Origin of the sequence: uncultured Roseobacter sp. (assembly GCF_947499265.1) — a bacterium.
Taxonomy (GTDB): Bacteria; Pseudomonadota; Alphaproteobacteria; order Rhodobacterales; family Rhodobacteraceae; genus Roseobacter.
In genome coordinates, this window is the sequence record NZ_CANMNK010000017.1 from 21,125 (window position 1) to 29,076 (window position 7,952).

Genomic DNA, 7,952 nt, shown 5'->3' on the forward strand with positions numbered 1-7,952 from the left:
CGTTGGTTGCATCTTATCTGGCGCAACCAATTCCATCTTCATATGATCTTTATCATGTCATCTCAGATAATTTCGCTTTTCCTTCAAGCTTCTGATCGTCACTTCGATGCGAGAGAAACCGTTTTCAGAACTGGCGATCCGGTCGCACACATATTTTATGTTCGGCAAGGAAGTGCAGCGTTGGTTCGCACGCTTCCGTCTGGAGGCCAAGCGTACTTACAACGTGCAACCGACAACGAAGTGCTAGCAGAAGCTTCAGCCTACGCCGACGCCTATCATTGCGATTGTTTGGCATTGAAACGATCCACAATAGCTGCGATGCCCCGCGCTCAGTTTCGCGATGCTCTTCGATCCAACGTTGATCTAGCAGAAGAATGGGCTGCCCACTTAGCGCGCACGGTGCAGATTACGCGCATGCGTGCAGAAATTCGCTCGTTGCGCGCCGTCGCTGATCGACTTGATGCTTGGCTGGCCGAGTACGGGCCTTTGCCAGAAAAGGGAGAGTGGCAATCTGTGGCACATGAGCTGTCGGTTAGCCCGGAAGCTCTTTATCGAGAGTTGGCAAGCAGGCGATCCTAGTTGTGCGGAGGATTTCGTACCGCCTGAATTTCCTGGATACGCGCGGGCCATGTTGATCGAATAAACCCCAGGATGTTCCAAATCTCATCATCGCTCAATGATTCATCAAATCCCGGCATCCCGCTGTTGAAATCGTTCACGCCCCGAGCTGCCAAAGCCTCTTTTCCTCCCAGTTTCGTATATTGAAACAGAAGCGCGTTATCATGGTGCCACGTGTGACCACGCTCGTTATGAGGCGGCGCGGGCAGAACCCCATCTTCATTCGCGATCTGCCAATTGGGCTGACCTTCGAGGCTTGCTCCATGGCACGAAGCGCAGTGCTCTGCGTAGAGCGCTTTGCCACTTTCCAAGTCCCGGTCATTTAACTCATGGGCGGCGTATGCAAAACCCGTGGCAAAAACCATGATAGTCGTCAGCACAAACTTCATAGCACCTCTACCCAAGTTTTCATTCCGGATGCCTGATGGCCCAGCATATGACAGTGCAACAGCCATTTGCCTGGATTGTCGAAAACCACGGAAATCTTTTGAGACGCACCGCGCTGGACCAACGATGTATCACGCAAATCGCCAACCGATCCATCTTGGTTCAACTCGTAGAAATGGTGCCCGTGAAGATGAATGCCGTGTGCAAAACGGGTGTCGTTGATCAGTTCGAAGTGGGCGGTCTCGCCACGTTTGAAGCTGGCAAACGGTGCATCTTTAAACCCAGACACGCCATTGAAGGCCCAAACATCGTCGCCCGCGTGCTGACCACCCATGGCACCGCCTTCCATCTTTAAGCTCAATGATTGGTCGGGGGTTTCCTTTGGCTGCAAAACATTAGGCGCTGGCAACGCCTCAATGGGCGTATTGGCGGGCGTGAGATTTTCACCTTCGATTTTCAGGCTGCCCATTTCGTAAATGTCATCGCGCAGGATAAATAGAAATTTGATTGCGCTGGTGACATCACCGATAAGGTCAACGCGTTGCGCAGGTGCTATTTCGAAATCCTCTATGGGACGCGGCGTTGCAAGTGGCATGCCGTCCAGCGCAACCACCTGTCCTGAGAGTCCTTCGAAACGAACGGGAAAAACACGCGCAGTTGCTGAATTGATAAGTCTCAACCTGATCCGGTCGCCTATGCGAACGCTGTCTTGTGAAGGAAGGATTTTGGCGTAATTGCCCATTCGTCCGGCATGGGCGAAGTCGTGCATATTGCCAAAGCCACCCATCAGCGCGCCGGTTTCTTCTATCCGCCAATCATCCAGCATGACGGTGATGTCGTGATCGACCCGAGGCGGATTGACTTCTTCAACAATAAGTGGGCCGTACAGCCCCTTGGAAACCTGTTCCCATGACCGGTTGTGAGAGTGATACCAGAAGGTGCCAGCGTCCGGTGTCGTAAAGCTGTAGTCAAAGCTTTCCCCGGGCTGGACCAAAGGTTGGGTCATGCCAGGCACACCGTCCATCGCATTGTCTAAGCGGATGCCATGCCAATGCAGTGACGACCCTTCAGAGGTTTGGTTGTCGAACCGCACCGTCAGCGTTTCACCTTGGCGCACACGAAGCTCTGGGCCCGGAGTTGAACCATTGAACCCAAGCATGTCCGTCGTGCCATCTCCTTCGGGCAGGATTTGTGCCTTCACCGGCTCCGCACGCAGCACAGACGGGCTCGCTAATCCCGCATGTGGGAGAGCAAGAACAGCTCCAGTGCTTAAAAGAAACGTTCGGCGATCCATTTTCTGTCCCTACTCTCGATACGATTTGTGACAAGACTGACAGCTTGCACCAAGAGACTTCATCGCGATTGCAAGGTCAGCTTTATTGGTAATACTCGTGGATAGACCAAGAGCGGTGTTTTCCAGCTCCAACGACTTCTGCTTGAAGTCTTCAAAGTTTGCCCAAATCTCAGCTTTGGCTTCAGATTTAGGGTCGTCTTCTTTTGCTTCGAACAAAGCCGGTGTTTGAGCCGCATGTTTCGCTATAGCAGCGGCAGCCGCACGCGCTGCGTTTTGATCAAACTGCGTCACGCCTTTGGCCATCTGACCAATGACTTTCATCTCTGCCCCGATCCCGCTCATCGCGTCCATCCGCGCCTTAACAGCGGCATTTTTCACGCCAGAGTGAGCAAAGGCAGCTCCGGCGAATAGTAAGGCTATGCAGAGAATAATGTTGGATTTCACCATCGTATCAAATGTCCCGATTAATTGATGCCGTTGGCGCGTTGCATCTCACGAATGTAAGCGATGATCATCTGAGCATCACCGCGCGTCAAACCTTCAATTGGTGGCATGTTTCCAAAAGGCCAATGGTGGCCACGAACGCCGTTTGTCACAGCCCGCTGGAAAGCCTCGTCACCATGATGCGACGGTTCATAGATGACGTGCACCAATGGGGGAGCCGCATCCACTTGGCCAACAGCGTTCACGCCATGACATGATGCGCAAGCTGCTTCAAATGCTGTTTTTCCAACCTGCGCGTTCGCCGACAGCTTTTCTGGAACGATGATCTGAGCAATTGCCGGGTCGGGTTCACGCGGGACTTGAGAGGCTTGCGGCTCAGGCTCGACCAGAAACCAGTAGGCAAGAGCCGCCACGCCGATAAGAAAGACCAAAACCTGTACCGCTCGCATGTCGAAATTTCCATATTTTACCCTTCATGCGGCTTCCAGCAAGTGGAAGGTCAAGTGGGAATAGCTGACACTTTCGTGAGCATCCAGATTGCCACGCTTACCGCGCTAAGCTCCTTGCGAAAACGAACGCGGAGTTGGATACGCCTGCAGCGAAAGGCGGCTTTACCCGCGATCCCGACCTGTGGTGTGCAAATCCAATGTCGGTCTCGGGCTGGTTCCGTCAACCGACCGAAACCGTCGGAAGTCTGCTGTGAGCCCAACATTTCCAGTGTTCTGCGTTGCAGCGAATGGCCCCTTTTCTTGTCCTTTAAGAGAAAAGGGATTCAGGAACGCAATGGGAATCTGGACGTCGGAAGAGCTCGCTGAGATCATTCGATTTAGATTGATTTTGCACAAACGTCGGACCTCGCGCTATTGTTAGGGGCCCGTCCTATCTCTTTCAGGTATCAGATATCCTAGATGGTGTAGCGCCTCTAGCGGGGTTATTGGGCCAATGTAGTTCTCGTCATCAACCCGCTTACGAAGCACCATTACCGATTTCAGGATGTTCTGACACGCGCGTTTATTGTATTCAGTATTGCGAGGGAAAAACTTCGGTTCGATACGCGACATCTCACGCTTGAGGAAAAAGCTGTTAAAGATAACCGTTTGCAATACATCTCGTGGGTATCCACTTGAAGTCTCAGTATTGATATGCCGCTCAAAGAACGTTTTATGGTCGAACCCAGCTTCCTCAGATGATTCGAGCAGGCGGTCAATGTACTCAAGATCTTTTCCCCCGATTTCAAACTCGACAGCATAATCCCTTACCGAAAATGAGCCCATAATTTTCTTGGTACTAACTTCGTTCCGTCGTCTTAGGTTTGAGATTATTATTTGCTTCGCGACCGTTAGCGCCTGCGCGGCTTTCCTGCCAAGGCGATTTATGGTAACCGCTAGCGTCACACTTTCTTTAGTAGGATTTGCACCCAATACCCTCCTATATGCGTTCTGTGCCCAGTCCAGTACTGACTTGATTTTTGATTCGACTTTTGAGATGACTCCCGGATCGCTTGGAAAAGACAGAGATCTTGATGCGGAGGACAAAGCCGATTTGATGTTTCCAACTGATGCAGTAACACCGAACAGGCCAAGCTGAATCCCGTTGATGCCTTGAGAAGCCTTTTGGTCCGCCGAAACAATGTCTTTCACTTCAGTCACTTGTTTTTTCATCTCGGACGCTTGCTGCTCGAGAAGAGGAATAGTTTGGTTCATTTCCTCTATGTACTCACGAAGCTGTTGGATCTCATGGGCATGCTCATTTGCGTCAAGCGTGATAGTGTCTGGTGCCCGTGGGAGAAACGTCTTAAGCGCTTTCTCTGCTGCGCTTAGGTGAAAGTGCACTACAAGAGCCGAATAAGGAGGTTCCTCGTGATCGATGGGCGGTGGTGTGACCCTTTCAATTAGAGATTCTGCATATTCCTCAAGTTGTTTTCCACGCAATAACTCTAACGCTTGCGTCTCATTTATTGCCATACTGACATCATCGAAATCGAAACCACTAATCTCTTCATTCGGACGGTTCAGCGCCTTCCAGCAATCTCGTATTTCTCTGAGTTTGTTGAATGAAGTCTGTAAATCGGGTTTCATGGCAATCCGTCTTGAATATCCTGTCTGACACGTGGCTTGCTTGTGCACTTCGGAAGCGACGCCGGTAGGAGTAGCGGTCGCATAAAACTCGAAAAAAACCAAGTTAGAACTTGTTGTGGATCTTGTGGCGAAAACCTGTTTTGCAGCAGCAGCTTGTTCATGTGTAAAGTAGTCGACAGCCGAGATCTTGAGTGACTTCAGGTTGCTTTAGAGTCCGCTGTCGGATAGCCACTCTTACGCAATTGGCATCTTCGTCCGCGTTGCCGACAGCGGAAGATAAAATATTAGGAGCCAATGTCTGCTGTGAGCCCACTTTGCTAGATGCGACGACATGCACGAATGCCTGCTTCGGAAACTCCCTAGAGCGTTTTAGTGTTTTTCACGGCTCGAAGTATGATCTCCGCCGCGGAGGTTTGTAACCGCCCTTTCAACACCCGACAGGAGAGTTGCCGACATGCGTCTTGTGGAGCGGTCCTCAAGGAGGCCCGCGTTTTTCATCTCGTTTGCTATTGACTCGCCGAGATGCCGGTACACGTCGCGCGCGCGGTCATAAAACTCTGGTTTCAGGACCACATGAATTGATCGACGATCGTTTACAGGCTGCCGATCCACCGCGTTCACTCGTTCCAGCCGATCAATCAAAGTGGTGACCGACCCGCTTGTCAGTCCAAGCCTCTGGCCGATCTCCTTTGGCGTCAAGGGGCCGTCACCCAGAATGTTGACCCCGCGCAGATCAGTCAAGTTGAGGCCAAGCGCGTCGGCGGCAATCATGTCAAATTTTTGCAAACTCTCATACAACCTACGAATGTCCATCATGATTTCCGGCATGTAATCCGTCTCTCTTTCCGACATTTAACCTCCGTTCTTCGCCCTTGCTGGCTGCGCAAGTAAGACAGATCATCCGCTAGTTCGCCCGCTGACCGACATCCCTGAACATCATTTACAGACTAACGACATCCTCGTCGATAACCTGGCCACTAAGTGATGATCAAGTTTCAAGTTTAACAATTATCTTGACAATCAAGCTATATTGCCTTTGCTTAATTGGGGCATGTTCTTGCAGAACACACTCTTGCGTCCTGGCGTCAACCATCCGACCAGAGGAGCGCCCCGACTAGGGTTCTGAAAGTTTGTAAAGCGACCCCAGATTACTTAAGGAGAATTTATATGAAATCCCTCAAAAAAGCCCTGCTCGCAGGGGCGTCCGTGATTGCGCTGACCGTGGCAGCACCGGCGCTTGCCGCGACCTTGACCTTCACCTATACCGGCGGGATTGAGACCGGGACCATCGACACAACCGGCACCTACCGCGTGACCCTTGGCGGCGCCAGCGGTGGCGCGTCTGGCGGCACGGGCGGCTATGTATTAGGCGATATCGCCCTGACAGCGGGGGGTTCGTTTGAGGTTCTGGTCGGTGGGACTGGTGGAACGTATAGAGGTAACGGCGGGGGTGGCGGCCTTAGCATGTTCCGATCCGGCACAGAGACGGCGATCGCCGGTGGTGGTGGTGGCGGTTACAATCACGGCGGCGGTGGCGCGGGCGGCGCGAGCATCGGTGGCAGCGGCAAGGGAGGACTTTCTATTGCTTTTGGCAATTTTAGCGGCGGCAGCGGTGGAGGCCTGCTGTCAGATGGGCAGGGCCATGGATTTGGAATTGATGGAAAAGGCGTCAACAACGGTGCTGCGGGCGGCATCGGTGCCGCAAACGGCGGCTTTGGCGGCGGCGGAGCGGCGGGATTATTTAGCGGCGGCGGCGGAGGTGGGTTCACGGGTGCCAGAGGCGGGGCTATTAGTCCAGGTGGCGGCGGCTCTTCCTATCTGTCGGGTGGCTTCATGAATTCGATGTTCACCGCAGGCGGTGCCACCAATGGCGCGTTTGTCACCCTCGATTTGCTGCCAGCGGCCCCGTCTCAGGTACCTTTGCCCGGTGGCATGGTCTTGTTCGGCTCAGCTCTTGGCGGGTTCATGGTCATGCGGCGGCGCAAGCGCGCGGCCTGATCCCTTGGAACACCGAATTTATGGCCCCGTGGACAAGGCAGTCTGCGGGGCCTGATTTTTGACAAAGAACAGGTGCGCCCATGCAAGGAAAGCTTCACTTTATCTCGGGCCTGCCGCGTGCGGGATCAACGCTGCTGTCCGCGCTCCTACGGCAAAACCCCAAGATGTCCGCGGGTATGTCGAGCCCGGTCGGGCCTCTGTTCAACGCCATGCTGCGCGAAACCGCGATGAACAAGGAATACGGGCTGTTCATCGACACCGAAATGCGCCGCAAGCTGCTGCACGGCGTATTTGACGCGTATTACGCGGATGCCCGACCCGACAGCATCACCTTTGACACCAACCGGATGTGGACCACCAAGATGTCTGCGTTGGCCCAGATGTATCCGGACGCCCGCGTCGTCTGTTGCGTGCGCAACCCGGCATGGGTGCTCGACAGTGTGGAGTCGCTGATCCAGCGCAATGCCTTTGATCTGTCCGGCATTTTCAACTTCGAGACGGGTGGCACGATTTACAGCCGTGTCGAAGGGCTGGCGGGTTTGAACGGAATGGTCGGTTATGCGCTCAATGCGCTGCGCGAAGCAGTTTATGGGGCGCATTCGGACAAGTTGATGTTGTTGCGTTACGAGACGCTGGTGGCTGATCCCATCGCTGCGCTGCGCGCAGTTTACGATTTCATCGACGAGCCGTATTTCATCGGTCATGACCCCGACAATATCGCGCCGTGCGATGATATGACGGAATTCGACCGCCGCATGGGCACGCCCGGCCTGCATACGGTCGGAGGTGCGGTGGCACCGCGCACCCGTGATCCGCTTCTGCCCCCTGATCTGTTTGAGCGCTATGCGCAGACCGAGTTCTGGGCTGATCCGGCGTTCAACCGTCCGGGTCTACGGGTCATTTAGGGGACAACAGTCAGCTAAGTCCGCTGAGCTGCCAACGAGCACCGCAAACCAACGTCCGCTTCGGGGTGGCTGCCGACAACCGACCAAAACGCTCGGATGACTGCTTCGAGCCCAAAGTGACCAATGCTGCGACCGTGTCGAATGGCTCCTTTTTGAATTTCAGAGGTGTCAGGTTATCCTGCCCGCATTGAGCAGCAATTGCGCAATTCGGCGTTTCCTTTGCAGCAA

The 7,952-nt window shown here is 53.7% G+C and carries 10 protein-coding genes; 3 read left to right on the forward strand and 7 right to left on the reverse strand.

Features of this window, described 5'->3' with window-relative positions:
- Positions 1-42 precede the first annotated feature (42 nt).
- A complete protein-coding gene (locus Q1A63_RS25180) occupies positions 43-579 on the forward strand; it encodes a Crp/Fnr family transcriptional regulator (protein ID WP_298976205.1) in 537 nt (178 codons plus the stop codon).
- On the opposite strand, the gene Q1A63_RS25185 is transcribed toward Q1A63_RS25180, so the two are convergent.
- From Q1A63_RS25185 to Q1A63_RS25210, 6 genes are all read right to left on the reverse strand, one after another.
- The gene (locus Q1A63_RS25185; protein WP_298976261.1) at positions 576-983 is read right to left on the reverse strand and encodes a cytochrome c; all 408 of its coding nucleotides are present in this window, start codon (positions 981-983) and stop codon (positions 576-578) included. The two genes, Q1A63_RS25180 and Q1A63_RS25185, sit on opposite strands and share 4 nt — an antisense overlap.
- A gap of 20 nt (positions 984-1,003) precedes the next feature.
- Complete coding sequence (locus tag Q1A63_RS25190; RefSeq protein WP_298976207.1) at positions 1,004-2,224, reverse strand: multicopper oxidase family protein; 1,221 nt, start codon at positions 2,222-2,224, stop codon at positions 1,004-1,006.
- Positions 2,225-2,308: 84 nt separating this feature from the next.
- Positions 2,309-2,746 (reverse strand): cytochrome c, encoded by a 438-nt coding sequence (locus tag Q1A63_RS25195; protein ID WP_298976208.1) that lies wholly within the window; start codon positions 2,744-2,746, stop codon positions 2,309-2,311.
- 17 nt (positions 2,747-2,763) lie between these two features.
- On the reverse strand, positions 2,764-3,192 hold the full coding sequence (locus Q1A63_RS25200; RefSeq protein WP_298976210.1) for a cytochrome c: 429 nt from the start codon (positions 3,190-3,192) through the stop codon (positions 2,764-2,766).
- A gap of 417 nt (positions 3,193-3,609) precedes the next feature.
- On the reverse strand, positions 3,610-4,923 hold the full coding sequence (locus Q1A63_RS25205; protein WP_298972654.1) for a hypothetical protein: 1,314 nt from the start codon (positions 4,921-4,923) through the stop codon (positions 3,610-3,612).
- Between the two features lie 267 nt (positions 4,924-5,190).
- A complete protein-coding gene (locus Q1A63_RS25210; RefSeq protein ID WP_298972657.1) occupies positions 5,191-5,673 on the reverse strand; it encodes a MarR family transcriptional regulator in 483 nt (160 codons plus the stop codon).
- 315 nt (positions 5,674-5,988) lie between these two features.
- Between Q1A63_RS25210 and Q1A63_RS25215 the strand changes: the two genes are divergently transcribed.
- Both Q1A63_RS25215 and Q1A63_RS25220 read left to right on the forward strand, forming a co-directional pair.
- Positions 5,989-6,819: a hypothetical protein gene (locus Q1A63_RS25215; protein WP_298972658.1), complete on the forward strand. Its 831-nt coding sequence runs from the start codon at positions 5,989-5,991 to the stop codon at positions 6,817-6,819.
- Between the two features lie 80 nt (positions 6,820-6,899).
- The gene (locus Q1A63_RS25220; RefSeq protein ID WP_298972659.1) at positions 6,900-7,724 is read left to right on the forward strand and encodes a sulfotransferase; all 825 of its coding nucleotides are present in this window, start codon (positions 6,900-6,902) and stop codon (positions 7,722-7,724) included.
- A gap of 10 nt (positions 7,725-7,734) precedes the next feature.
- Here Q1A63_RS25220 and Q1A63_RS25225 read toward each other — a convergent pair.
- Positions 7,735-7,952 (reverse strand): hypothetical protein (locus Q1A63_RS25225; protein ID WP_299632704.1); only part of this gene is annotated, 218 nt, incomplete at its 5' end.